Annotated in this window: 18 protein-coding genes; 8 read left to right on the top strand and 10 right to left on the bottom strand. The window is 68.6% G+C overall.

From position 1 onward, the window contains the following. The 3 genes from QZM35_RS30080 to QZM35_RS30070 all read right to left on the bottom strand — a co-directional run. Positions 1 to 1,879, bottom strand: a 1,879-nt coding sequence (locus tag QZM35_RS30080; RefSeq protein WP_301777378.1) for a hypothetical protein, incomplete at its 3' end; no start/stop codon positions are given. A 484-nt stretch (positions 1,880 to 2,363) separates the two neighbouring features. After that, positions 2,364 to 3,608: an FAD-binding oxidoreductase gene (locus QZM35_RS30075; RefSeq protein ID WP_089424639.1), complete on the bottom strand. Its 1,245-nt coding sequence runs from the start codon at positions 3,606 to 3,608 to the stop codon at positions 2,364 to 2,366. Between the two features lie 73 nt (positions 3,609 to 3,681). Then, positions 3,682 to 4,461: an ABC transporter substrate-binding protein gene (locus QZM35_RS30070; RefSeq protein ID WP_089424638.1), complete on the bottom strand. Its 780-nt coding sequence runs from the start codon at positions 4,459 to 4,461 to the stop codon at positions 3,682 to 3,684. Between the two features lie 380 nt (positions 4,462 to 4,841). On the opposite strand from QZM35_RS30070, the gene QZM35_RS30065 reads away from it, so the two are divergent. From QZM35_RS30065 to QZM35_RS30045, 5 genes are all read left to right on the top strand, one after another. After that, the gene (locus QZM35_RS30065) at positions 4,842 to 5,816 is read left to right on the top strand and encodes an ornithine cyclodeaminase family protein (RefSeq protein WP_301777377.1); all 975 of its coding nucleotides are present in this window, start codon (positions 4,842 to 4,844) and stop codon (positions 5,814 to 5,816) included. Then, positions 5,813 to 6,607 (top strand): transcriptional regulator, encoded by a 795-nt coding sequence (locus tag QZM35_RS30060; protein WP_089424636.1) that lies wholly within the window; start codon positions 5,813 to 5,815, stop codon positions 6,605 to 6,607. The genes QZM35_RS30065 and QZM35_RS30060 overlap by 4 nt, the downstream gene beginning before the upstream one ends. Before the next feature lie 207 nt (positions 6,608 to 6,814). Beyond that, complete coding sequence (locus tag QZM35_RS30055) at positions 6,815 to 7,546, top strand: DsbA family oxidoreductase (RefSeq protein ID WP_089430685.1); 732 nt, start codon at positions 6,815 to 6,817, stop codon at positions 7,544 to 7,546. Positions 7,547 to 7,682: 136 nt separating this feature from the next. Then, positions 7,683 to 9,119 (top strand): DHA2 family efflux MFS transporter permease subunit, encoded by a 1,437-nt coding sequence (locus QZM35_RS30050; RefSeq protein ID WP_089430684.1) that lies wholly within the window; start codon positions 7,683 to 7,685, stop codon positions 9,117 to 9,119. Positions 9,120 to 9,461: 342 nt separating this feature from the next. Further along, entirely contained in the window at positions 9,462 to 10,250 is a 789-nt protein-coding gene (locus QZM35_RS30045; protein ID WP_089424633.1) for a sulfite exporter TauE/SafE family protein, read from the top strand. A 157-nt stretch (positions 10,251 to 10,407) separates the two neighbouring features. Here the strand turns inward: QZM35_RS30045 and QZM35_RS30040 are convergent, their stop codons facing one another. The 3 genes from QZM35_RS30040 to QZM35_RS30030 all read right to left on the bottom strand — a co-directional run bounded on the left by QZM35_RS30040 (position 10,408) and on the right by QZM35_RS30030 (position 15,449). Next, on the bottom strand, positions 10,408 to 12,240 hold the full coding sequence (locus QZM35_RS30040; RefSeq protein WP_301777376.1) for a S10 family peptidase: 1,833 nt from the start codon (positions 12,238 to 12,240) through the stop codon (positions 10,408 to 10,410). A gap of 616 nt (positions 12,241 to 12,856) precedes the next feature. Continuing rightward, entirely contained in the window at positions 12,857 to 14,947 is a 2,091-nt protein-coding gene (locus tag QZM35_RS30035; protein ID WP_301777375.1) for a D-(-)-3-hydroxybutyrate oligomer hydrolase, read from the bottom strand. Positions 14,948 to 15,083: 136 nt separating this feature from the next. After that, on the bottom strand, positions 15,084 to 15,449 hold the full coding sequence (locus QZM35_RS30030) for a BON domain-containing protein (RefSeq protein WP_089424630.1): 366 nt from the start codon (positions 15,447 to 15,449) through the stop codon (positions 15,084 to 15,086). A gap of 438 nt (positions 15,450 to 15,887) precedes the next feature. Here QZM35_RS30030 and QZM35_RS30025 point away from each other — a divergent pair, with 438 nt between their 5' ends. From QZM35_RS30025 to QZM35_RS30015, 3 genes are all read left to right on the top strand, one after another. Further along, a complete protein-coding gene (locus tag QZM35_RS30025; protein WP_089424629.1) occupies positions 15,888 to 17,330 on the top strand; it encodes a TAXI family TRAP transporter solute-binding subunit in 1,443 nt (480 codons plus the stop codon). A 94-nt stretch (positions 17,331 to 17,424) separates the two neighbouring features. Next, positions 17,425 to 18,063, top strand: a complete 639-nt coding sequence (locus tag QZM35_RS30020) for a 2-hydroxychromene-2-carboxylate isomerase (RefSeq protein ID WP_089424628.1) — start codon at positions 17,425 to 17,427, stop codon at positions 18,061 to 18,063. A 68-nt stretch (positions 18,064 to 18,131) separates the two neighbouring features. Next, positions 18,132 to 19,079 (top strand): LysR family transcriptional regulator, encoded by a 948-nt coding sequence (locus tag QZM35_RS30015; protein ID WP_089424627.1) that lies wholly within the window; start codon positions 18,132 to 18,134, stop codon positions 19,077 to 19,079. A 34-nt stretch (positions 19,080 to 19,113) separates the two neighbouring features. Here QZM35_RS30015 and QZM35_RS30010 read toward each other — a convergent pair whose 3' ends face one another. From QZM35_RS30010 to xdhA, 4 genes are all read right to left on the bottom strand, one after another. Further along, entirely contained in the window at positions 19,114 to 19,515 is a 402-nt protein-coding gene (locus QZM35_RS30010) for a polyketide cyclase (RefSeq protein ID WP_301777374.1), read from the bottom strand. A gap of 88 nt (positions 19,516 to 19,603) precedes the next feature. Next, positions 19,604 to 20,221, bottom strand: a complete 618-nt coding sequence (gene xdhC / locus QZM35_RS30005) for a xanthine dehydrogenase accessory protein XdhC (protein WP_301777373.1) — start codon at positions 20,219 to 20,221, stop codon at positions 19,604 to 19,606. A 132-nt stretch (positions 20,222 to 20,353) separates the two neighbouring features. After that, positions 20,354 to 22,717, bottom strand: coding sequence for a xanthine dehydrogenase molybdopterin binding subunit (gene xdhB / locus QZM35_RS30000; protein WP_089424624.1), 2,364 nt, complete (start codon positions 22,715 to 22,717; stop codon positions 20,354 to 20,356). Between the two features lie 18 nt (positions 22,718 to 22,735). Next, a complete protein-coding gene (gene xdhA, locus QZM35_RS29995; RefSeq protein ID WP_089424623.1) occupies positions 22,736 to 24,301 on the bottom strand; it encodes a xanthine dehydrogenase small subunit in 1,566 nt (521 codons plus the stop codon). Positions 24,302 to 24,607: the final 306 nt, after the last annotated feature.

The raw sequence follows: 24,607 nt of genomic DNA, 5'->3' as shown, positions 1-24,607 counted from the left end.
GTACCGGTGCCAGCGGGTTCGAGCCGCCGCCGATGCCGCCCAATGCGCCCGTCACCGTGCCGAGGGCGCCGGTCAGTGCGCCGGCCGGGTTGCCGCTACCGAGCGTGCCCGTGACCTGGTTCACGACGCCTTGTACCGGTGCCAGCGGGTTCGAGCCGCCGCCGATGCCGCCCAATGCGCCCGTCACCGTGCCGAGGGCGCCGGTCAGTGCGCCGGCCGGGTTGCCGCTACCGAGCGTGCCCGTGACCTGGTTCACGACACCTTGAACCGGCGCCAGCGGGTTCGAGCCGCCGCCGATACCGCCCAATGCACCCGTGACCGTACCGAGAGCGCCGGTCAATGCACCTGCCGGGTTGCCGCCACTCAGCGCACCCGTCACTTGATTCACGACGCCCTGAACCGGCGCCAGCGGATTCGTGCCACCGCCGATGGAGCCCAGAGCACCCAGTGCCCCCGTCACGTTGCCGAGCGCACCGGTCAACGTGCCTGCCTGATTGCCGGCACCCAGTTCACCGGCCACCGTACCGAGTGCACCCGTCAACGCACCGGCCGGGTTGCCGTTATTGAGCGCCGTCGTCACTTGATTGACGACACCTTGAACCGCCCCCAGCGGGTACGAACCGCCGCCGACATTACCCAGCGCGCCGGTCACTGTGCCGAGTGCGCCGGTCAGTGCGCCTGCCGGGTTGCCGCTGCCAAGTGCGCCCGTCACTTGATTGACGACGCCTTGAACCGGCGCCAGCGGGTTCGAACCACCGCCGATACCGCCCAATGCGCCCGTCACCGTGCCGACGGCACCGGTCAGTGCGCCTGCCGGGTTGCCGCCACCGAGCGCGCCCGTTACCTGATTGACGACACCTTGAACCGGCGCCAGCGGGTTCGAACCACCGCCGATACCGCCCAGTGCGCCCGTGACCGTGCCGAGAGCACCGGTCAACGCGCCTGCCGGGTTGCCGCCACCGAGCGCGCCCGTCACTTGATTGACGACACCTTGAACCGGCGCTAGCGGGTCCGCACCACCGCCGATACCGCCCAGTGCACCCGTCACCGTACCGACGGCGCCGGTCAGTGCGCCTGCCGGGTTACCGCCACCGAGCGCCCCCGTGACCTGATTGACGACGCCTTGAACCGGCGCCAGCGGATTCGAGCCGCCGCCGATGCCGCCCAGTGCGCCCGTGACCGTGCCGAGAGCACCGGTCAACGCGCCTGCCGGGTTACCGCCACCGAGCGCACCCGTGACTTGATTGACGACACCTTGTACCGGCGCCAGCGGATTCGAGCCGCCGCCGATACCGCCCAGTGCGCCCGTCACCGTGCCAAGGGCACCGGTCAGTGCACCAGCCGGGTTGCCGCCACCCAGCGCACCTGTCACTTGATTCACGACGCCTTGAACCGGCGCCAGCGGGTTCGCCCCACCGCCGACATTACCCAGTGCCCCCGTTACCGTGCCAACCGCGTTGCTCAGCGTCCCCGTCGCCGTATTCAGCGCACCGGTCAACGCACCTGCCGGGTTGCCGCCGCTCAGCGCACCCGTCACCTGATTCAGCACACCCTGGACCGGCGCGAGCGGCTGCACCGTGCCGCCGCCACCGCCGAGTGCGCCCGTCACCGCCCCCACGGCGCCCGACAGCACCTGGCCGGGATCGCCCAGCGACGTCTGGATCGCGCCTGCCCCGCCTGCCGCCACCGTGACCGAGCCCAGCGGCGACGTCCCCGTCGCGACCAACCCGACCGACACGCTGTTCGTCGGCGGGTTGACGATCACTTGCGGAATCGGCAGCGCATCAAGGGCCCCCGCCATCGCCGAACCCGAAGCCAGTACCCCGAACACCGTCGCGACCGACAGCGCCACACCCGTCAATTTCAAATTGTGTCCCATCTTTATTTTCCCCATCTCGGTTGGCACAACGTTGATAAAGCATGGGGACGGATTGCACGAAGTGTGCCAATTCGAAAAACGGGATTGATTCGTCTGCCTATTGAAGGGCAATAACGCTTTTTTAATCGATTTCAGACGAAATTCACGGCCTTGGCGCCGCAATCATCCGACGAAAAAGGCCGACTGAACGCGGATGTAACGTAACGTTTGCGAGCCCCGTGGTAACGTGTTCCGGTACATTCCGCGTAACGCCGGAACATCCGCTGCAACGATGCGCCACACCGTCACGAGCGGCTGCCCATTACGCATTTCATCAATATGAAAATGCATTGATAAATCGCCGATTTGCTGATTTTCTTTATTTCGCGATTATCTTTCTTGCCGATTACGCAGATCATTTCCGATTGCGTGATTTCCGATAATTCGGATAGCAGATTGAAACATTGTGAAGGCCGGAGCGCGCGACGCAGCGCGCGCCGCCGGATCAGCCGAAGCGTGCGGGCCGGTACGGATGGGGATCGATATAGGTCGGCGCGCCCGTCATCATTTCGGCGAGCAGGCGGCCGCTTGCGGGGCCGAGCGTGAGCCCGTGATGGCAATGACCGAACGCGAACCACAGGTGGCGATGGCGCGGCGCGGGCCCGATCACCGGGCGCATGTCGGGCGTGCACGGCCGCATCCCGAGCCACGGCTCGGGATCGAGCCGCTCGCCGATGCCGAACGCGTCGCGCGCCAGCGGCTCGGCGCGCGCGAGCTGCACGCCGGTCGGCGGTGCGCCGCGCAGCGCGATCTCGACGCCGGTCGTGAGCCGCAGGCGGCCGCCTTCCATCGGCGCGACGACGAAACCTGCCTCGGTATCGCACACGGGCACGTTCAACGGCGCGCGCGTCGGCCGGTAATGCATGTGATAGCCGCGCTTCGCGCGCAGCGGAATCCGGTAGCCGAGCGGCTCGAAGACGTGATCGGACCACGGCCCGAGCGCCACCACGGCCGAGCGTGCCGAAATCGGCCCGTGCTCGGTACCGACCTGCCAGCCGTCATCCACCTGCACGAGCGTCCTGGCATCGCCAAGCGCGAACGTGCCGCCGTCGCGCTCGAACAGCCGCGCGTAGGCCTTGGTCAGCCCGCCCGGGCTCGACACGGTCTTCGGGTCCTGCCAGTGGAATGCGCCGCAGAACGCGTCGCCGATACCGGGCTCGCGCGCCCGCAACGCACGCGCATCGAGCACGGTCATCCGCAGCCCGTGCGCGTCGGCCACGCGCTGCTGCGCACGGGTTTCCGCATCGAACAGCGCGGGCGAACGGAACGCCTCGATCCACCCGCCGTCGTGCACGAGCGGCTGCGCATCGGTGCGCGCGAGCAGCGCGTCGTGCTCGACCACGCTCGCCGCGACGAGCGGCAACAGGTCGCGCGCGGCGGCCGCGAGCCGCTGCGGCGACGATTCGCGCCAGAAGCGCGCGAGCCAGCCCGCATACGCGGGCAGCGCGCGGTAGTCCCAGTAGAGATCGACCGAGCGGTTGCGCGCATAGCGCAGCAGCGTGCCGAGCCGGCGCGGAAACGCGTACGGCACGACCGACGAGCGCTCGATCAGCCCCGCATTGCCGTGGCTCGTTTCCTCGCCGGGCGCGCGCCGGTCGACGAGCGCGACGCGCAGCCCGCGATCCTGCAGATGCAGCGCCGACGACACGCCGACGATGCCGGCCCCCAGAACGATGACGTCGAAATCCATGGTTCCCCGTACTGCGTCGAGATTCGATGCGACACGCGCCGACGCGGCGGCCGGCGCGCGGCGGTCATGACGATTACTTCGAGACGATGTCGCGCTTGAAGTACTTCTGCGACAGCGCGCTGAGCGTGCCGTCCTTCTTCAGCGCGTCGAGCGCGCCGACGATCTTCGCCTGCAGCGCCTTGTCGTTCTTGCGCATCCCGAAGCCCGTGCCTTCACCGAGCGTCGCCGGATCCTTCAGCGGCTCGCCGACGATCTGGTAGTCGCGGCCGGCCGGCTTGTCGAGGAACCCGTCCTGCGCGGTCTGCGCCTCCTGCACGGCCGCGTCGAGGCGACCCGCGACGAGATCCGCATAGATCTGGTCCTGATCCTGGTACGACACGACGGCCACGCCCGCGTTGGCCCAGTGCGCTTTCAGGAAATCCTCCTGCGACGAGCCCTGCAGCACGCCGACGTGCTTGCCGCGCAGGCTCGCGACGTCGGGCCGCAGCGGCGAGCCGTGCTTGGCGATCATCACGATCGGCACCACGTAGATCGCCGGCGTGAAGTCGATGCTCTGCCGGCGCTTCGACGTGATGTTCATCGCCGAGTTGATCGCGTCGAACTTGCGTGCCTGCAGCGCCGGGATCAGGCCGTCGAACGCGTTCTCGACCCACACGCATTTCATGTTCAGCTTCGCGCACACTGCGTTGCCGATGTCGACGTCGAAGCCCTGCAGCTGGCCGGCCGGCGTCTTGCTCTCGAACGGCGGATAGGCGGCTTCGATCCCGAAGCGCAACGTGGTCTGTTCCGCATGGGCCGTGACGGCCGCGCAGGCAAGCGCCGCAGCGGCGCAAAGGGAGAGCTTCCAGTTCATGACGGTCCTTCCGTTCCGGATTGAGGCGATGAAGATCGGTGCACGACGCCCCCGGGCCGGCCGCCGGGTCGGCATTCGAAGCAGGCAGCCGCCACGCGGCGATGCGTCGAGTCCTGCACGCGAAATATAGACTCAAAGTCTACTATAGACTATAGGGGATACGAGAATCGTGCCCTGATACGCGACGTCGAAAATTCGCCACCCATCCTTAACCCCCTTGATTTACCTGCGATTTTTCCTAACCACGCGACGGCACGACATCTCGAAAAGAAAAATTCTCCCGATTTAGTTTGTCTATATTAGACTTTTCGTCCATCACGAACACTGCCGGACACCGTCGATCGAGACTGTCCTGTCCGGCCCCGACCGGAGATGTCCCCATGACGCAAACCGCCCCGACCCTGCCGCTGACCGTCGACGAAGCCGCGGTGCGCGCGGCCCTGCCGTCGCTCGACGTGCTCGGCACGCTGCGCAGCATGTTCGCGTCGCTCGCCGCGGCGCGCGCGGTGCAGCCGCCGCAAACGCTCACGCTGTTTCCCGACCAGGCCGGCGACTTCATTACGTATCTCGGCGCGCTCGCCGACGCGCAGGTATTCGGCGCGAAGCTGTCGCCGTATGTCGTGACGGGCGGCAAGCCCGACGGGAAACCGATCGTCACTGCGTGGACCGCGCTGATGTCGATGCGCACGGGCCAGCCACTGATGTGGTGCGACGCCGGCCTGCTGACCGTCGAGCGCACGGCCGGCACGACCGCGCTCGCGGTCGACTGCCTCGCGCCGCGCACCGCGCGCCATCTCGCGATCGTCGGCGCGGGCGCGGTCGGCCTCGCGCACCTGCGGCACACGGCGGGCTTGCGCGACTGGGAGACGATCCGCGTGTACTCGCCGTCGCTCGCCGGCGACGCGGCGCAGCAGGCGGCGCTCGCGCAGCTCGATCCGCGTGCGCGCGCCGCGGCGAGCGTCGAAGCCTGCGTGCGCGACGCGGACGTCGTGATGCTGTGCACGTCGTCCGGCACGCCCGTGCTCGGCGACGGGATGCTCACGCGCCCCGCGCTCGTCACGTCGATCAGCACGAACGTCGCGCGCGCCCACGAGATCCCGCCCGCCTGGCTGCCCGACATGGACGTGTACTGCGACTACCGGCATACAACGCCCGCGAGCGCCGGCGAGATGCAGATCGCGGCGGCCGAACACGGCTGGGACGCCGCGCGGATCGCCGGCGACCTGCCCGCGCTCGTCGCCGGCACCTGCCCGTCACCGTCGTATGCCCGTCACGCGTTCTTCCGCTCGATCGGCCTCGGGCTCGAGGACATCGCGATCGCGCACGCGCTGTACACGCACCTGGCACGCGCATGAGCGGCACGCGCGCGCGGGGCCGATACAATGGCGCAACCGCCGCGGCGGCCGCGCGCGGGCGCACGGGCATGCCGGTCAACGGTACGCCGGCACGCCGGCCCGATGCGCTGCCCGGCCCCCGCCCACCCGAGATGGCGAACCCGATGCGCAAGAAGAAATCCCCCGTCAAAGACCTGCTGCTCACCCGCTATGCGCCGATCGCCGACGGTATCGCCGCACTGTTCTTCCCGTACGCGGAAGTCGTGATCCACGACCTGCACGACCAGACCGTGCTGTATCTCGCGAACAACCTGTCGAAGCGCGAGGTCGGCGACGATTCCGCGCTCGAGGAAATCGATCATTCCGCGCGCGAGCGCGTGATCGGCCCGTACGAGAAGCTGAACTGGGACGGCCGGCGGATGCGCTGCGTGAGCAACGTGCTGTTCGACGACGAAGGCCGCCCGGCCGGGATGATGTGCATCAACTTCAACATCGCGGTGTTCGACGAGGTGCGCGCGACGCTCGACCTGTTCATCAAGGGCGCGGGCGTCGTCGCGCAGCCGGACGAGCTGTTCCGCGACGACTGGCAGGAGCGCATCAACACGTTCCTGCACGGCTGGCTGCGCGAGCGGCAGGTCGGGCTGAACGGGCTCACGCGCGAGCACCGGCGCGAGCTCGTCGAAGCGCTTTACGCGGAAGGCGCGTTCCGCGGCAAGAGCGCGGCGAACTATGTCGCGAACGTGCTCGGAATGGGCCGCGCGACGGTCTACAAGCACCTCAAGCACCTGAAGGAAACGCAGGGCGACGCGTAAGCGAACCACCCTTCGGGCAGATTCGCCGCCGCATGCGGCGACGGCCGGGCATCGGCATTCGCTATCGGGACGCCGCTTCCGTGTCTATGCTTCGTGATACGCCGGGCGCCCGTTTCATATGACCGCATGGCCGCCCGGCCAGGACGAAACGTCGAAGTACAAAATGATATAGTCCCGGTTACATTTTTTTGCTGCCCGGAATTGCCCATGACGACCGCTCCCGCCCCGACTGCCCGCCCGACCCTGACCGTCGAAATCTGGTCCGACCTGATCTGCCCGTGGTGCTGGATCGGCAAGCGCCGCTTCGACGAGGCGCTCGCCGCGTTCGCGCACGCCGACCGCGTCGACGTCGCGCTGCGCGCGTACCGGCTGATGCCCGGCCAGCCCGTCGAGCCGGTCGAGGCGATGCTCGGCGGCAAGTACCGGATGTCGCCCGCGCAGGTCGACCAGATGCTGCGCCAGGTGACCGATGCGGCCGCGAGCGTCGGGCTGCGCTACGACCTGCCCGGCACGCTCGTCGGCGATACGCTCGACGGCCACCGGCTCGTGAAGCTCGCGGAAGCGACGGGCCGCGCGCACGCGCTGACCGAGCGGCTGTACCGCGCGTATTTCTGCGAGCACGGCTCGCTGTTCGATCACGCCGAGCTGACCGAATTCGCGGTCGAAGCGGGGCTCGAGCGCTCGGCCGTCGAAGCCGTGCTGCGCAGCGACCTGTACCGCGCCGAAGTCGAGGCCGATGCCGCCCGCGCCGCGCAGATCGGCGGCCGGGGCGTGCCGCTGTTCGTGTTCGGCGGCCGCTATGCGGTGTCGGGCGCGCAACCGGCCGACGCGTTCGCGCAGGCGCTCGACCAGGCATGGCGCGACGGCATCGTCGAACTCGACGGCGGCGACGCAGCCGCGTGCGGCCCAGATGGCTGCGAACTGCCGGCGCGCTCGTAACGCCCGTCGCCTCCATCGCGCGCGTCCCGCCCGGACGCGCGACTACGCATCGCTGCTGCCACAAACCGGCAGGAAGCCCGCGCCGAGGGGGTCTACAATGCAGCCTTTCAAATAACTATCAGAAGGCGGCAAGCCCATGACCCACGGGATTCACGGCGAGAAGCGCTGGTACGCGCTGATCGTCCTCTGCCTCGGCGTGCTGATGATCGTGCTCGACAGCACGATCGTGAACGTTGCACTGCCGTCGATCAGCACCGACCTCCATTTCACCGAGACGGCCCTCGTGTGGGTCGTCAACGCGTACCTGCTGACGTTCGGCGGCTGCCTGCTGCTCGGCGGACGGCTCGGCGACCTGTACGGCCAGCGGCGCATGTTCCTCGCCGGCCTCGTCGTCTTCACGCTCGCATCGCTCGCGTGCGGCCTCGCGCAATCGCAGGCGATGCTGATCGCCGCGCGCGCGGTGCAGGGAATCGGCGGCGCGGTCGTATCGGCGGTCGCGCTGTCGCTGATCATGAATCTCTTCACCGAGCCCGGCGAACGCGCCCGCGCGATGGGCGTGTACGGCTTCGTCTGCGCGGGCGGCGGCAGCATCGGCGTGCTGCTCGGCGGGCTGCTGACGAGCTCGCTGTCATGGCACTGGATCTTCCTCGTCAACCTGCCGATCGGCATCGCGGTCTATGCGATGTGCGCCGCGCTGCTGCCGCGCCTGCGCGCGCCGGCCGGCAACGCGCGGCTCGACGTCGCGGGCGCGATCACCGTCACTGCTTCGTTGATGCTGGCCGTCTACGGGATCGTCGGCGGCAATGAAGCCGGCTGGCTGTCGACGCAGACCGTCGCGCTGATCGGCGCGGCCGCCGCGCTGCTCGCGCTGTTCATCGCGATCGAGGCGCGCGCCGCGCATCCGCTGATGCCGCTCTCGCTGTTCGCCTCGCGCAACGTCGCGCTCGCGAACGTGATCGCCGTGCTGTGGGCGGCCGCGATGTTCGCATGGTTCTTCCTGTCCGCGCTGTACATGCAGCGCGTGCTCGGCTACGGGCCGCTGCAGGTCGGCCTCGCGTTCCTGCCGGCGAACCTGATCATGGCCGCGTTCTCGCTCGGGCTGTCCGCGCGGATCGTAATGCGCTTCGGCATCCGCGGCCCGATCGCGGCCGGCCTGCTGATCGCGGCGTGCGGCCTCGCGTTGTTCTCGCGCGCACCGGTGGACGGCGGCTTCGTCTGGCACGTGCTGCCCGGCATGACGCTGCTCGGCATCGGAGCGGGCGTCGCGTTCAATCCGGTGCTGCTCGCCGCGATGAGCGACGTCGATCCGGCCGATTCCGGGCTCGCGTCGGGGATCGTCAACACCGCGTTCATGATGGGCGGCGCGCTCGGCCTCGCCGTGCTCGCCAGCCTCGCGGCCGCCCGCACCAACGCGCTCGCGGCGGCGAATGCCCCGCTCGACGCGCTGAACGGCGGCTACCATGCGGCCTTCGCGTTCGGCGCGGCATTCGCTGCCGTCGCCGCGCTGATCGGCCTCGCGCTGCGCATCCGGCAGCAGGGTGCGGTCGAAGGCGTCGGCTCCGCGATGCACTGACCGGTGGCCGGCGGCGGGTGGCATCGACCGCCGCCCTCGAACCAGGGCGCGCACTGTCGCGCCCTTTTTTATGCGTGCCGGGCCTGGCACCCGCTCTCGCTTCACCGGGCGCTTCGGGCGGATCAGTCGCGAGGAGAACAGCCATCACGTCCCTCGCTCCGCTCAAACGCCTGTTTTACTTCGGGCCAGATGCCCGCCCCACGGGCTTCCCCCGCCGATTTTTAACGCAGTCGACCATCGACGCGCCACTTTTGCGACAATGGCGGACTTTGATGCGCGCGCCGCGGCCACGCGCCGCCGCCGAACATCGCATAACCGTCGCCGCATAACCGCCTGCTTCCGATGTCGCTTCCCCATATCGATCTGCTGTACTCGTTGTCCGGCCTGTTCGTCGGTATCCTCGTCGGCCTGACGGGCGTTGGCGGTGGTTCGTTGATGACGCCGATCCTCGTGCTGCTGTTCGGCGTCCACCCGGCAACGGCGGTCGGCACCGACCTGCTGTACGCGGCCGCGACCAAGGCCACCGGCACGCTCGTCCACGGCCTGAAAGGCTCGATCGACTGGCGCATCACGGGCCGGCTCGCGGTGGGCAGCGTCCCGGCCGCGGCCGTCACGCTGTGGTGGCTGCATACGCACGGGATGAACACGCCGGGCACCGCGCGGATGATCCAGCTCGTACTCGGCATCGCGCTGCTGCTCACGTCGCTCGCGCTGATCTTCCGGCCGCAGCTCACCGCGTTCGCCGCGCGCAACCCGCTCGCGCCGAGCCCCGCGCGCACGCTGTGGTCGACCGTGCTGACAGGCGCCGTGCTCGGCGTGCTCGTGTCGATGACGTCGGTCGGCGCCGGCGCGATCGGCGTGACCGTGCTCCTGCTGCTGTATCCGATGCTCGCGACCACCCGCATCGTCGGCTCCGACATCGCGCACGCGGTGCCGCTCACGCTCGTCGCGGGCATGGGCCACTGGCTGCTCGGCTCGGTCGACTGGTCGATGCTGCTGTCGCTGCTGCTCGGCTCGCTGCCCGGCATCGTGATCGGCAGCCTGCTGTCGGCGCGCGCGCCCGAACGGCTGCTGCGCAACCTGCTCGCCTCGACGCTCGTCGCGGTCGGCGTGCGGCTCGTGCTGGCGTAACACGCGGCGCAACCGCCCTGTCCTCGATGGTTTGATGCCGTTTCGCGGCCGGCGAACGACGCGCCGACCCACCGCCCGCCGCACATAAAAACAGCCCGACCGGCCTGCGCCGATCGGGCTGTCGTCCATCCGGGGCGGCGCGAGCCGCCCGCGGCGCTTACTGCCCTTGCTGCAACTTCTGCTGCTTGAGCTGCTGCGTGCGCATCTGCAGCTTCAGCACGCGCTGCAGCGCAGTGCGGTTGGCGAGAATGCCGTCATAGAAGTTGGCGAGATCGCCCTTCAGCGCGGTCCGCGACGCGTCGTTCAGGTAGATCATGTGGCCCGACGGGTAGTTCTTGATCGTCAGGTTCTGCGCCTTGAGCGTCGGGTCGAGCGGCATCTGCGCGAGCGTCAGCTCCGTCTGGTGGAACGGCGTGACGGCGTCGAAATAGCCGTTGGCCGACAGCACCTTCAGGTCCGGGTTCACGCTCATCGTCGACGCCAGGTCGCCGGCCGTGTACAGCGTATTGCCGCCGCCCTTGTTCGCGCCGGTCGGATCGGTGTGGCTGAAGTCCCAGTTGTTGAAGACCTGGTCGTTCAGGTCCACGAACGACGACGTCGACGTGTACTTGAGGTCGGTGTTGATGTAGCTGTTCCACAGCACGGTGTACGCGCCGCCCACGTTCGTGATCGACGGATCGTTGCTGCCCGAGTTCGGCAGGATGTACGGCGCGATGCCCTTGCCCGTGAAGTTCGCGCGACCGTCGTACTGGCCGATCTGCGTGCCCGGCACGAGCGTCAGGAAGAACGTGTACGGCGGGTTGTCGTTCGACGACGGCACGTTGCCGAGCGCGGCCGGGTTGCCGAACGTCTGGATCAGCGACGTCGGATCCGTGCCGATGTACGCGCCCATCTGCTGCGCGGTCTGCAGGTTCAGGTTCAGGCGCACGTTCACGAAGCCGCCGTCCTGCGGGTTCGGCTTCTGCGCGAGCGGCGCGAGCGTGTTGTCCGCGTAGTTGCGGGCCTGGACCATGTACGCGTCGAGGTCGGTCGGCGTCGGGTTGAGCGTCGTCTTCTTCCAGTAGAACGCATCGGCCGCGAGCGTCGGGAACGTGCCCGGCGCGGACAGCGCGTTCGCGTAGTCGAGGATCGACGACTGCAGCGTGATCCCGTTCAGGTCGATGCCGTCCTCATGCAGCACCCACGACACGACCGCGCTGCGCGCGGTGCCGTACGACTCGCCGTACAGGAACTTCGGCGAATTCCAGCGCGAGTACTTGGTCAGGTAGCGCTGGATGAAGCGGTCGATCGAGCGGGCGTCCTGGTCGGTGCCCCAGAAGTCCTTGTTCTTCGCCGGGGCGATCGCCGCCGAGTAACCGGTGCCGACCGGGTTGATGAACACGAGGTCGGTACGGTCGAGCAGGCTGTCCGGGTTGTCGAGCAGCTTGTACGGCGCGGGCGGCGTGAAGTTCGGGAACGACGACTGCAGGCGCTTCGGCCCGTACGAGCCGAGCAGCAGGTAGACCGACGACGAGCCGGGGCCGCCGTTGTAGAAGAACGTGACCGGGCGCGGCTTCGACGGGTCCGGATTGTCCTGCGTGTACGCGACGTAGAACATCTTCGCGTTCGGCGCGGACGTGACCGGATCGATCGTCGTCAGGTGGCCCGTGGTGGCCGTGTACTTGATGGTCTTGCCGCCGATCGTGACCGTGCGGTGCACGACGGCCGCCCCTTCCGTGGAATCCGTGACCGCGTCGTTCGGCCCGGTGCCGTACACGTCGTTGTCGATGTACGGCTGGTCGGCCGCGGCGGCCGTTGCGGTGGTGTTGGCCGACGTGCTGGCGCCGGCCGACGTCGCGGCGGCGGCGGCGGCCGAAGCGGCCGGGCTCGACCCGTCGTCGCCGCCGCACCCCGTGACGAGCAGCGCAGCGGCCGCGGCCGCTGCGAGCGGCACGCTCAGTGTCGTTCCGAATAGCGCGAAACCGTCTTTCAAGGACTTCCGTGTCGTCATTATTGCCTCTCGAACAGAACGATAAATACCGCCGGTCGCAAAGGATCATTTGCGCCGGCGCTCCGCACCGGGAATGCATTCGTTATGCGACGCACTCCGAGTTTTTTACCGGCTCGGCGAATACCGACCGGCATGATTTACCCCACCCATATTTTTTGCGACCGCACAATGAAATCAATTCCATTGCGAACGACAATTCGATAATCCGCAGCAATACATATTCATTCGGCGCATTTGCACGCGCACAAAATCGACGGCAAAAACACGCCCTTGCCAGGCCATCCCCGACAAGGGCGCCTCGCTTCGAACAGACGAACAATCCCCCTCGGCGAGATGCCGATTAATCGCAAAATGACGATCAATCGCGACTCGAGCCGATTTAATAAAATCGAAAGGATCGATTAACTAAATGGAAAGGAATATCCTCGTATCTGGAATTTATTAAATTAAGTGAAAATACCGGCGCATATTAGGGTTCAGATTTATCGCCGTAAAGTAATAATTTGTTACGGCGCTCGCCATTCCGATAAAAGGCAGTTCGGGACCGATTCCAGAGCACCCAAAAGAAAAAGCCGGACGAGTGTCCGGCTTCGTGAGCGCGGCGCGGCGCGCGCCGTCAGAGCGGCACGTCGATCGCGCCGGCGCCGGTCGTGATCGCATTCGCGCCCGGCGCGGCCGAGATCGGCGGCAGGTTCGCGCTCGTCAGCGCGGGCGCGGCGCCCGGCGTGCCGCCGCGCGGCACCGTGCGGATCACCTGCGACGGCGGCAACGGCGCGCCGCTCTTCAGGTGCTTCCACATCAGGTTCAGCGCCTGCAGGTTGTAGTAATGAACCGGCACGAAGCGCGTGTCGAAGCCCGGCACCGGCAGGAACGCGTCGAAGTGCTGGCCGTTCGTCACCTCGTAGAACACGAGCTGGCTGCGCCCGCCTTCGCTGATGCCGTTCTGCGCGACGTACGCGCGCGACGCGTGGTTCACGGGCACGAGCGCGTCGCTGCGGCCCTGCACGATGATCGCCGGCTTGCCCTGCAGGTTCGCGTTCACGCGCACCGCGTCGACGTTCGCGGGCATCCCGAGCATCCCGTTCGTCCAGAGCTGGCGCAGGCACAGCGCGCCCGCGAAGCTCCCGTCGGGCGTCGCGAGCCGGTGGTCGACGCCCGCGCCCGTGTTGAACACGAGGCTGATGCCGGCCGTCGGCGGCACACCGTTGCCGACGCCGAACACGGCCGGCATCGGCGACGTGGCGGACGCGACGACGGCGCCCGTCGCCGGGTTCGTCGTCGCGAAGCTGAAATTGCACAGGTTGTCGGTGACGCGCGAGCGCGTGTACGCGTTCGCATACGTGACCGCGATCGCCGGAATCGCCTGCGAATCCCACATCGGCGCCTGCAGCAGGTCGGAATCGGCGAGGTAGCCGGCCGCGTGGAGCTGCGCGAGCGCGTCGGCGGCCTGGCTTTGCGTATCGGCGCCCGACACGAGCCCGGCCGCGGCGAGCGTCGCGCAGCGCTGGGTGCGGATCGACTGCGTGGTCGCCGCCGGCAGCGCGCTCAGGGACGGCGCGTCGGCAAGCGACGCCGACGCGGCCGCGCACGGCTCCAGCAGGTTCGCGAGCGTCGCGTAGTCGGCCAGCGGCCGGCCGAACGACGGCACGGGCTGGCCGCCCGAGCGCACGACCGCGTTCGGCGCCATCCGCACGTTGATCTGCGGCTCGCCGACCACGACCGCGGTGATCCAGCCGCGGTTGTCCTGTTCGGCCGCCGCGAGCGACGCGCCGCCGCCGTTGCTGACCGACGCGGCGATCGTCGTGATGTCACCCGCGCGATAGCGCACGCCGTGATGCGAGCCGTCGACCAGCGGTCCGAACTGCTCGTTGAGCGCCCAGTACGCGAACTCGACCGACTGCAGCGTCACGCGCCCCCAGTCCTGCTCGGGATTCTGCTGCGAATGCGCGTGCTTGAACGCATAGCGGTTCGGGAAGCGGGAATTGAACGTGGCGAGATCGCCGCTGGTGACGTTCGCGGTGAACAGGCTCGCGGTGCCGGCCAGCACCGCGTTGGCGAGCGTGCCGTCGATCAGCGTGATGGTGTCCGACATCAGCTCGTGCGCGCCATTGCCGCCGCCCTTGTCGTTGTAGGCGACCGCGCAGCCGCGCTTGAGCGCCCATTCGCCGGCCGCGGAAATCGCGCCGTACACGCCGCGCGAGCCCGACGACGTCGCGGTGACGATGCACGGCTGCGCGGGATTGAAGCTGGCGGGCACCTGCACGAGCAGCGTGACGTTCTTGCTGCCGCTGCCGTCGTCGGCGTAGGCGAGATATTCGGTGCCGGGAATCTTGCCTTCGCCGAGCGTGTCGTTGCCGTCGAGGTCGACGTTCGGCCCCCAGAAGCGGCCGTAGCCGCCGTTGGCGCTCATGTCGACCAGCGCGCGGTAGTTCGACCAGATCGCGAGACGGCGCAGCTCGGCGCCCGTCGGCCGGGCGGCATTCGCAAAGCCGGGGGCGCTCGCCGAGCCGAGGCCCGTCTTGCCGAGGCCGGCCGTCAGCAGGTCGTCGCTCGCGCCGTCATAGGCCGTCGTGCGCACGCTGCCGGACACGAAACCGGGCAACCGGTTGCGCTCGGCCGACTCGTCGCCGTTACAGGCGCCGAGCATCGCGACCGCGGCCAGCGCCGCGCCGAAAACCATCCGCCTGCCCCACCCGAGTCTCGTCATCGCCGCCCTCTCGATATCGTTATCGGTCCGCCGCCGCTTCGTGCGGTTTGCGGCCTCTCAAGCGCAAACGGGCCCCGGCATGCCGGGGCCCGCCTGAAAACGGGCGCATGCGGCGCTCACGCGCCGTCGCCCGGCGTTACTGCTGCTGAACCGTCAGCTTGTTCGACACCGACGTCACGCCGCTCACGCCCTTCGCCGCCTCTTCCGCCTTGTCGATCTGGGCCTGGTCGGGCACCGTGCCCTCCAGCGTGATCGCGCCGCCCTTCGAGCGCACGACGATGTTCGCCACGTCGATGCCGCCCGCCTTCGTAATGGCCTTGCGCACCGCATAGCCAAGCTTGCGGTTCGCCTTCTTCGCGGTCTTCGCGGCAGCCTTCGGCGCGCTGGTCGCGGCCGCGGGCGCTTCCGTTGCCGCGGCATCGCTCGACTGCGCATACACGCTGCCCGACAGACAGGCCGCCACGGCGGCAACGCCCAACGCTCTCAACACGATCGACTTCATGCTATCTCCTTATCACTCCGGAACGGCCGTGCACAGTACGGCCGATTACCCCCAAAAACAGCCGGCCCGCGCGCGAACGGGCGGGACAGCCGGTGTTTTCCACGGCGATACGAGAGAGGCGAGACGGGCTGGCGGCCGGCGCACGCGAAAGCGGGCCGGCCGGGCCGGACAGCCGCCGGCCGAACGCGCCCGGTCTCATTGCGTGCCGGGTCGCGCGCAAATCGGGCGCGGCTGCGTCGCACAATGTAATCCAGCGCCCGCGGAAGCGCAAAGCTTTTGACGCAGGGCCGCCCGCCACTGTCGCCGCGGGGCCGCGCCAGGCCGCCCCACTCGCGCACGCCCGGTGAAACCGGGTACCATCGCCGCGAGCATCGGCGTCGTCCATGACAACCGTCCGATCGTCACCGATACGTCACGCCAGCGTCATCCGCCGCCCCCATGAAGCCAGCCCGCCCTCGCCCGCCTCGCCGCATCCTCGCCCGCTTCGTCGCGGTATCGTGGCGCGACCTCGCGCTGTCGATCGGCCCGACCGTGCTGCTCGCCGGCGCGGCCGTCTGGCTCGCGGTCAAGCTGATCCAGCCGGCCCCGCCGTCCACGCTCGTGATCTCGTCCGGGCCGCCCGGCAGCACGTACTGGAACGCCGCGCAGAAATACAAGACGATCCTCGCGAAGAACGGCGTCACGCTCGACGTCCAGTCGTCCGAAGGGTCTGCCCAGAACCTCGCGCGGCTGTCGAACCCGAACGCGCCGGTCGACGTCGGCTTCGTGCAGAGCGGCATCGGCCCGAAGGAGCGCGACGAACACCTCGTGTCGCTCGGCAGCATCGGCTACGTGCCGCTCGCGATCATGTATCGCGGCCCGGTCGTCGCACGCCTGTCCGACTTCAAGGGCAAGCGGCTCGCGCTCGGCGCGGAGGGCAGCGGCGCGCGCGAGCTGAGCCTCGCGCTGCTGAAGATGAACGGCATCGTGCCGGGCGGCTCGACCGAGCTGCTGCCGACCGCCGGCGAGGACGCGGCCACCGCGCTGCTCGACGGCAAGATCGACGCGGCGTTCCTGTCCGGCGACTCGACGCAGATCCCGGTGATGGCGAAACTGTTCCGCGCGCCGGGCGTGCACGTGTATTCGTTCACGCAGGCCGAGGCGTACGCGCGGCGCTTTCCGTACCTGACCGCGATCACGCTGCCGATGGGGGTCTACGATCTCGGCCGGAACCTGCCGCCCGCCGACATCCACACGGTCGCGCCGACCATCGAACTCGTCGCGCGCGACTCGCTGCACCCCGCGTTGTCCGACCTGCTGATCGAGGCCGCGCGCGAGGTGCACGGCCACGCGACGATCCTGCAGCACGCGGGTGAATTCCCGTCGCCCGTCACGCGTGGCTTCCAGCTCTCCGACGACGCCGCGCGCTACTACAAATCAGGCAAGACCTTCCTGTACCGGCGGCTGCCGTTCTGGGTCGCGAGCCTCGTCGACCGGCTGCTCGTCGTGGTCGTGCCGCTGATCGTCGTGCTGATCCCCGGGCTGCGGCTCGTGCCGTCGCTGTACGGCTGGCGCGTGCGCTCGCGCATCTACCGCTGGTACGGCGCGCTGATCGCGCTCGAGCGCAGCGCGCTCGGCGAGCACACGGCCGAGGAGCGCGTGCAGTTGCTCGACGAGCTCGACGACATCGAGGAAGCCGTGAACCGGATGAAGATGCCGCTGGCCTATGCCGGGCAGTTCTACGTGCTGCGCGAGCACATCGGTTTCGTGCGCGAACGGCTCACCGCGCACGATCAGGACACGCCGGCCAGCCCGCCGGGCGCCGGCGGCCCGCCGCAGGCACGTGCCGAAGCCGCGCCGCCGGCCGGCACGCCCCCCCGGGCGACTCCCGGTTCCGCGTGAGCGGACGATCCGCGATCATTGCTGCATGCGCGCGCCGCCGCGTAACATGGAGGCCGCCGCCAGGCGCCGCACGCCCCACCTTCTGGAGATCGCCATGACAACCGGCCTCGACACCGCCCAACCCGCCTGGTTCTACGACTTCGTGTCGCCGTTCTCCTACCTGCTCCTCGAACAGCTCGACAAATGGCCGGACGTGCCGTTCGAGCCCGTCGCGGTGTCGCTGCCCGACCTGCAGCGCCACTGGGGGCAACGCTCGAGCGCGGACGTGCCCGCCAAGCGCGTGTTCACGTACCGTCACGCCCTGTTTCGCGCGGAGCAGCTCGGCATCCGCTTCAAGATGCCGCCCGCCCATCCGTTCGATTCCGACAAGGTGTTGCGCCTCGCGATCGCGCTGCGCGCCGACATCGCGACCGTGCTGGAAATGTTCCGCTTCATCTGGCACGACGGCAACGACCCGTCGACGCCGGAAGGCTTCGCGGCACTGTGCGAGCGCGTCGGCGTCGGCCACGGCGACGAGCTGATCGAATTCGAGGAGACGAGCGCGCAGTTGCGCCGCAACACCGACGACGCGATCGCGCTCGGCGTGTTCGGCGTGCCGACGTTCTGGATGAACCAGCAGCTGTTCTGGGGCGAGGACGCGCTGCCGATGGTGCTGTACTGCGCGCGCACGCCGAACTGGCTCGAATCGCGCGAGGTCAAGCGGATCAGCGCGCTGCCGAAGGGCCGTGTGTGATGGCCGGTATCACGCACGCCAATGCGCGGCTGCGGTAAGGTTACGCTTCCCCGCAATCCCCGCCTACGATGGAAGAAGACGACCGTACCGCCTCGCTCGATATCTGGCTCGTGCGCGTGTTGCGCACGCTGCTGCTCGAGCGCAGCGTCACGCAGGCCGCGCTGCGGCTGAACCAGACCCAGCCGGCGATCAGCACCGCGCTGCGCAAGCTGCGCGAGACGCTGAACGACCCGATCCTCGTGCGCGGCAAATCCGGCATGGTGCCGACCGAATACGGCGCGTCGCTGCTCGAGGCCGCGCAGCGCGCGCTGCGCGAGGTCGACTTCATCGCGACGCCGCACGGCGACTTCGATCCGTCGTCCGCACGGCGCACGTTCCGCGTCGCCGCACCCGATTACCTGAACGATTTCTTCATGCCGACGCTGATCGAGCGCTTTCGCGACGCGGCGCCGCATGCGCATCTGGAAATCGATTCGCTGAATCCCGCGCTCGACCACGCGGGCGCGCTCGAATCGGGCGCGCTCGATCTCGTGATCGGCAACTGGCCGAAGCCCGACCCGCAGTTCGCGCGCCAGGACCTGTTCTCCGACACGATCGTGTGCCTGATGCGCGATGCGCACCCGCTCGCACGCGTGCCGCTCACGCGTGAAGCGTACGCATCGGCCGCGCACGTCGCGCCGACGCCCTACACCGGCGACAAGCGCAACGCGATCGAGATCGGCCTGACACGCGCGCGCCTCACGCGGCGCATCGTGACGACGCTGCCCTACTTCGGCATCGTGCCGCAGGTGCTGCTGCAGTCGGACCTGATCTTCACGACGACGCGGCGCTTCGCGACGCACTATGCGCAGTTGCTGCCGCTCGTGGTCGTCACGCCGCCCGTGCCGTTCCCGCGCATCAAGAGCTACCTGCTCACGCATCCGCAGCCCGACCGCCCGACCGACATCGCGTGGCTGTGCGCGCTGATGCAGAGCGTGTCCGACGAGCTGACGGTTCCCCGCAGCCGCAAGCGCTGAGCCGCGGCACAAAGCGCGGCGCGGCCGCTCGAGTTCAGGCCGTGCAGAAGGTTTCCTGCAGATGGGTCCAGCGCACGACACCCGCCGCGTCGCGCTCGAACACGGCGGTTGAACGGCGCGCGGGCAGCTCGCCCGACGCTGCGTGCTGCGCTTCGAGATAGGTGAGCGTCGCATGCGACGCATCGGCCGCGAGCACGCGGGTGTCCGACAGCGTAATGCGCAGCCCCGGTTTCGCGCCGGCGAGCTTTTCGAACAGCGCGCGCGTACCGTCGTGATCGACGACGCGGCCGTCGGTCAGGATCATCGTGAATTCGGCGGAAAACGCGGCGAGCAGCGCATCGAGCGCCTCGGGCGCGGCATCGACGCCGGACAGCCAGCGCTCGATGGCGACGACGCTCGCATCGAGCGCGTCGAGATAAACCTGATGATCGGACATGGCACGTGCACGGTAAGGCGCGGCCGGATGCCGCGCGTCGTCGTGCAGTGTATGCAAAATCGCGCGGCCCCGCGCTGGCCGCGCGGCGCTACCGCGCGCAGGACACGTCGTCGCGCGCACGCCCCGAAGCGGCGGCTTTCGCGTCGGCCACCGGCATGCCCGAGCGCACCTGCAGCAGCTCCGCGCACACGGCCACCGCGATCGCGCCCGGCGCCTTGTCGACGATGCCCGCGACACCGATCGGGCACACCATCTCCACGAGCCGCGCCGGATCGACGCCGCGCGCGGCAAGCCGGCGCTCGAACTTCACGCGCTTGGTGCGCGAACCGATCATCCCGAAGTACGCGTAGTCGCGCCGCCGCATGATCTGCGCGGCGAGCGAGAAGTCGAGCGCGTGGTTGTGCGTCATCACGAGGAAGTACGCGCCGGGCGGCGCGGCGTCGACGACCGCCTCCGGCGTGTCGGTCGGCTCCGGCTGCACGTTCGGCGGACATTCGTCCGGGAACAGCTCGTCGCGCGTGTCGACCCACTGCACGACGCACGGCAGCGCGCCGAGCAGCGTGACGAGCGCGTGACCGACGTGCCCGGCGCCGAACAGCACGATGTGCATCGGCGCGGGCGTGCCGGTCGCGCGGTTGCGCTGGCCGGTGCCCGGCGCGAACGCCGGAGTCGACGCGGTGCGGAGCGAGCGGGCGGGGCCGTTCATGTCAGCCTCCGCCGGGCCGCCCCAAGGAGGCTGACCGTCCCCTCGGGGGGAGCCGTGCATGGGACCGGAGTAAGCGCTGAAGCGCCAACTCCGGTCGACAGCGAACGAAGTGAGCGTCGGGGCTGTTTCATCTCAGCCTGCCTGACCGGCGCGTGCCGCACGCACCGCGCTGACCGCACGCAGGATCGACTCGCCGGTCGCCGGCGCATCGAGCGGCGGGTTCACCTTGTAATCGCCGACCGCGGCCACCGCATCGCGCACCGCGAAGAACACCGAGAACGGCAGCAGCAGCGGCGGCTCGCCGACGGCCTTCGACCGGTGGATGCTGTCCTCGACGTTGCGGTTCTTGAACAGCTTCACGTTGAATTCCGGCGGCGTGTCGTTCACCGTCGGGATCTTGTACGTGGACGGCGCATGCGTCATCAGCTTGCCGCCCTTGTTCCACCACAGCTCCTCGGTCGTGAGCCAGCCCATCCCCTGGATGAACGCGCCTTCGACCTGGCCGATGTCGAGCGCCGGGTTCAGCGACGCCCCCACGTCGTGCAGCGCATCGACGCGCAGCGTGCGCATCTCGCCCGTCAGCGTGTCGATCACGACTTCCGACACGGCCGCGCCGTACGAGTAGTAGTAGAACGGCCGGCCCTGCAGCTTCGACTGATCCCAGTACAGCTTCGGCGTCGCGTAGAAACCGTCGGACCACAGCTGCACGCGCGCGAGGTACGCCTTCGCGATCACTTCGCCGAACGGCACGCCGTTGCCGCCCACCCACACGAAGTCGTTGGCGAACTTCACGTCGGCCGCATCGACCTTGCCGTCGCCGAACTGCTTCGCCGCGAACACCGCGAGCCGCTCGCGCAACTGGCGCGCCGCATCCTGCGCGGCCTTGCCGTTCAGGTCCGAGCCCGTCGACGCAGCGGTCGCGGACGTGTTCGCGACCTTGCTGGTGTCGGTCGCCGTCACGCGGATCCGGCCGAAGCGGATGCCGAGCTCGTGCGCGACGACCTGCGCGACCTTCGTGTTGAGCCCCTGCCCCATCTCCGTGCCGCCGTGGTTCACGAGCACCGAGCCGTCGGTGTAGATGTGCACCAGCGCGCCGGCCTGGTTGAAGTGCGTGACGTTGAACGCGATGCCGAACTTCACCGGCGTGATCGCGATGCCCTTCTTCAGCACCGTGTTGCGTGCGTTGAATTCGCGCACGCCCGCACGCCGCGCGCGGTAGTCGCTCGTCGCTTCGAGTTCGCCGAGCAGCTCCTGCAGCACGTTGTCCTCGACCGTCTGCCCGTACGGCGTGACGTTGCGTTCGGTCTTGCCGTACAGGTTCGCATAGCGGACGTCGAGCGGATCGCGATCGAGCGCGCGCGCGACGTCGTCGAGGATGTACTCGATCGCGAACGCCCCCTGCGGGCCGCCGAATCCGCGGAACGCGGTGTTCGACTGCGTGTTGGTCTTGCCGCAGTAGCCGGCGATGTTCACGTCGCCCAGCCAGTACGCGTTGTCGAAGTGGCACACCGCGCGCGTCATCACCGGGCCCGACAGGTCGGCCGAGAAACCGCAGCGCGACGTCATGTCGAGCGCGACGCCGTCGATGCGACCATCGTCGTCGTAGCCGACGTCGAAGCGGTAATGGAAGTCGTGCCGCTTGCCGGTGATCATCATGTCGTCGTCACGGTCCGGACGCAGCTTCACCGGGCACAGCAGCTTCCACGCGGCGAGCGCCGCACAGCACGCGAACAGGCCCGACTGCGATTCCTTGCCGCCGAACCCGCCGCCCATGCGGCGGCATTCGACGAGCACGTTGTGCGACGCGACGCCGAGCACGTGCGCGACGAGATGCTGCATCTCGCTCGGGTGCTGCGTCGAGCAGTACACGTGCATCCCGTCGTCGTCCTTCGGCACGGCGTACGCGATCTGCCCTTCGAGGTAGAACTGCTCCTGGCCGCCGAGCAGCATTTCGCCCGACTCGCGGTGCGGCGCGACGGCGAGCCGCGCGGCCGCGTCGCCGCGCGCGAGCTTCAGCGGCGGGATCACGTAGGTTTCGGCGGCGCGCGCTTCCTGCGCGGTAAGGATCGCCGGCAGCTCCTCGTAGTCGACCTGGGCGCGGCGCGCGGCGAGCCGCGCGGTTTCATGCGACGTCGCGACGACGATGAACATCGGCTGGCCGACGAACTGCACGATGCCCTTCGCGAGCACCGGGTCGTCGTGGATGATCGGGCCGCAATCGTTGACGCCCGGGATGTCGTCGGCCGTGAACACGGCGACCACGCCCGGCGTCGCGCGCACCGCGTCGAAGTTCATCGACACGATCTTCGCGTGCGGCTTCGCCGACAGGCCGAGCGCCGCGTGCAGCGTGCCCGCGACGACCGGGATGTCGTCGGTGTAGGTGGCACGCCCGCTGACGTGCAGGTGCGCCGATTCGTGCGCGCGCGATACGTGGACCTGCGCGGCGTCGGCTTGCGGGTCGAGGGTGCTCAGGAACGGTTCTGCTTGCTGGTTCATGTTCGGTGTTCTCCGTCTTCAGACGCGCGCCGCGTCGGTGCCGAGTTCAGCGGCCACTTCACGCACATTCAGGGCTTGCGGCGGCAGCGGGTCGTGCGGGCGCGTCTCCAGCCAGAAGCGATACATCAGGTTCTTCGCGGTATCGAGGCGGTACGTGCTCGTCGCGCGCATGTCGGACAGCGGCTGGTAGTCGCGCTCGAGCGCCTGCATCGCGGCCTGCGCGGTGGCTTCGTGCCACTGCGCGCCGTCGAGCACGGCTTCCGTCTGGGTCGCGCGCTTCGGCGTCGCTGCCATCCCGCCGAACGCGATGCGCGGCTCGCGGATCGTGTCGCCGTCCGCAATGAACGCGAACGCCGCGCACACGGCCGAGATGTCGGAGTCGAACCGCTTCGACAGCTTGTACGTGCGGAACTGCAGCTTCTCGCGTGCGCCGGTGCGGGTCGGCACCTTCAGGCCGACGACGAATTCGTGCGGCGCCATGTCCTTCTGCTGATAGCCCGTGTACAGCGCCTCGAGCGGCAGCTCGCGCACCGTGTCGCCGCCGCGCAGCACCACGCGCGCGCCGAGCGCGATCAGGCCCGGCATCGAATCGCCGATCGGCGAGCCGTTCGCGACGTTGCCGCCGATCGTGCCCGCGTTGCGGATCGGCAGCGACGCGAAGCGCTTCCACATCTCGGTCAGTTCCGGATACGGGCCGGCCAGCGCCGCATACCCTTTCTCGACCGTCACGCCAGCACCGATTTCGATCCAGTCGTCGCCGTGCACGATGTTCTGCAGTTCGGCGATCTGGCCGACGTAGATCAGGTCGTCGAGCCGGCGCATCTGCTTGGTGACCCACAGGCCGATGTCGGTGCTGCCCGCGAGAATGCGCGCGTCGGGCCGCTCGGCCTTCAGCGCGGCCAGCGCGTCGAGCGTGCGCGGCGCCGCGAAGCGCGCGCCGTTGATCGTCGTGTAGTCGAACGTATCGTCGCGCTTGAGCGACGCGAGCGTACGGGCCAGCGCGGCGGTGTCGACCGGCGCCGACGGTGCCGGTGCACCTTCGCCGGCCGCGTCGAACATCTGCACGGCCGCATCGACGATCGGGCGATAGCCGGTGCAGCGGCACAGGTTGCCCGTCAGCGCATCGGCGATCTCGGTGCGCGTCGGCACGTCCTTCGCCTTCGCGCACGTGCCGGCACGGCCGCAGCCTTCGTGGCCGTGCTTCTCGTACAGCGCCCACATCGACATCACGAAGCCGGGCGTGCAGAACCCGCATTGCGAACCATGGCAGTCGACCATCGCCTGCTGCACCGGATGCAGCGCACCGTCCGGCTGACGCAGGTCCTCGACCGTCAGCAGCGCCTTGCCGTCCAGCGTCGGCAGGAACTGGATGCATGCGTTGACGGCCTTGAACTCGACCGCGCCGGCGTCGGTCAGCTCGCCGACGACGACCGTGCACGCGCCGCAGTCGCCTTCCGCGCAGCCTTCCTTGGTGCCGGTGCAATGCGCGTCCTCGCGCAGGTATTGCAGCACGGTGCGGGTAACGTCCGCGCCGCTGACTTCGCGGATCGCGTGACGATGGTAGAAGCGGATCGGCTCACTCATGTCTCGATGGTTCTTCAAATGGGGGGCAAGGCGGCCCGCGCTGTGCGCTCGACCGACGTTTTTCTGACAGTTTGCACGCTATCACCATCAAATTTCGCAACCCATAGCCCATCACGCATGGGGCCCATATAACTGCCGCGATATGAGCGCCGGGCCGGCCCGACGGCCTTTCCACACGGTGCTCCCAGCCCCTTCCCTGCTTCCCCGCGACCGCCCGGGATCCTCGAAATCAGGTCGCGATTAACTAAATGGTACCTGCGTGAAAACCGGTTCCATGGGAAAATCCCGATTCCCTTTTTCGCCGTC

Origin of the sequence: Burkholderia sp. AU45274 (assembly GCF_030482505.1) — a bacterium.
In the GTDB taxonomy this organism is placed as follows: domain Bacteria; phylum Pseudomonadota; class Gammaproteobacteria; order Burkholderiales; family Burkholderiaceae; genus Burkholderia.
Note: the sequence above shows the minus strand (reverse complement) of the source record. Positions and strands in the feature narration are given on the sequence as shown.